Source organism: Bartonella sp. AP58NXGY (assembly GCF_042195785.1).
Lineage (GTDB): Bacteria > Pseudomonadota > Alphaproteobacteria > Rhizobiales > Rhizobiaceae > Bartonella.
In genome coordinates this window covers 1-1,078 of sequence record NZ_JBHIOY010000102.1, presented here as the reverse complement: position 1 = coordinate 1,078, position 1,078 = coordinate 1, and the positions used below count along the sequence as shown (strand labels likewise).

General features: G+C 39.1%; 2 protein-coding genes and 1 pseudogene. All 3 read left to right on the top strand.

What is annotated here, in order from left to right; all coding sequences use genetic code 11:
* Positions 1–413, top strand: a 413-nt coding sequence (locus ACFINC_RS09760; protein WP_375617083.1) for a phage antirepressor KilAC domain-containing protein, incomplete at its 5' end; no start/stop codon positions are given.
* A gap of 12 nt (positions 414–425) precedes the next feature.
* Positions 426–827, top strand: coding sequence for a hypothetical protein (locus tag ACFINC_RS09755; RefSeq protein ID WP_375617082.1), 402 nt, complete (start codon positions 426–428; stop codon positions 825–827).
* Positions 821–1,078: pseudogene (locus ACFINC_RS09750) on the top strand (hypothetical protein); the annotation flags it as partial. The gene ACFINC_RS09755 and the pseudogene ACFINC_RS09750, both read left to right, overlap by 7 nt.

The window sequence follows — 1,078 nt, the reverse complement described above, 5'->3', positions numbered from 1 at the left end:
CACAACAAATCGACTATTCAAGTCCAAAAGCTATGATGGGCTTTTTGAATTACCTACAAGGACAAATAAATCAACAAGATACCATCATTGAAGATTTAAAACCAAAAGCAATGGCTTTGGAAAGCTTGCAACGCGCTGATGGGCTCTTCGGTCTTACTGAAGCTGCTAAAATTCTCGAAATTCAACCAAAACAGTTCATTCAGTTCCTACAGAAAAAAGGATGGGTGTATCGACGCACTTTCGGGGCTCCTTTGTTACCTTATCAAGATAAAATCCAAAAAGGACTTATGGATTGTCCTACACACACCATTCAAACAACAGAAGGTACAGAAAAGGTCGTACCAGCTGCTAAAATTACAACAAAAGGCATGGGGCTGCTGTCTCAAGAATTTAAACGACAAAACATGCATTAAAGGCAATAAACCATGGAAAAGAAGTACGAACTTACTGATGAGAAAGCTGAGTTTAAAGGGGTAACTCTTCACCGTATCCGAGCTTTAAGAGACTTTGGAGTTATTAAAAAAGGTAATTTAGGCGGCTTTATAGAACATGAAAACAACCTATCGCATCATGGTAATTGCTGGGTAGGTGGTAATGCATTCGTCTTATCTTGTGCTTGCGTTTACGATAATGCTCAAGTTTATGATGATGCTGAAGTTTATGGTAGTGCACGAATTAAACATAATGCACATGTTTACGGTTTTGCCGAAGTTTATGGAATGGCAACGGTTTCCGGTAATGCACGTATTTATGGTGACGCAAAAATTTATCGTGATGCGGATATTGATGGCGATAATATCATGTCCACTGGAGAAAAAGCATGGTGAAAAAATACGAACTGACTGATGAGACAATCGAAGTTAATAGACATACTCTACACCGCATACGTGCCTTAAAAGATTTTGGATATGTCAAAAAAGGTGACCTTGGCGGTTTTATTGAAAAGGAAGGCAATCTTAGTCATGGGGGCGATTGTTGGGTTGGAGATTATGCTAGGGTTTATGATAATGCTCGTGTTTATCAAAATGCACATATTTCCGGTTATGCCTATGTTTATGGTGATGCGCGGGTTTATGGG

Coding starts and splice junctions, on each gene's coding strand:
- ACFINC_RS09755 (WP_375617082.1), top strand. CDS start 426: ATGGAAAAGAAGTACGAACTTACTGATGAGAAAGCTGAGTTTAAAGGG.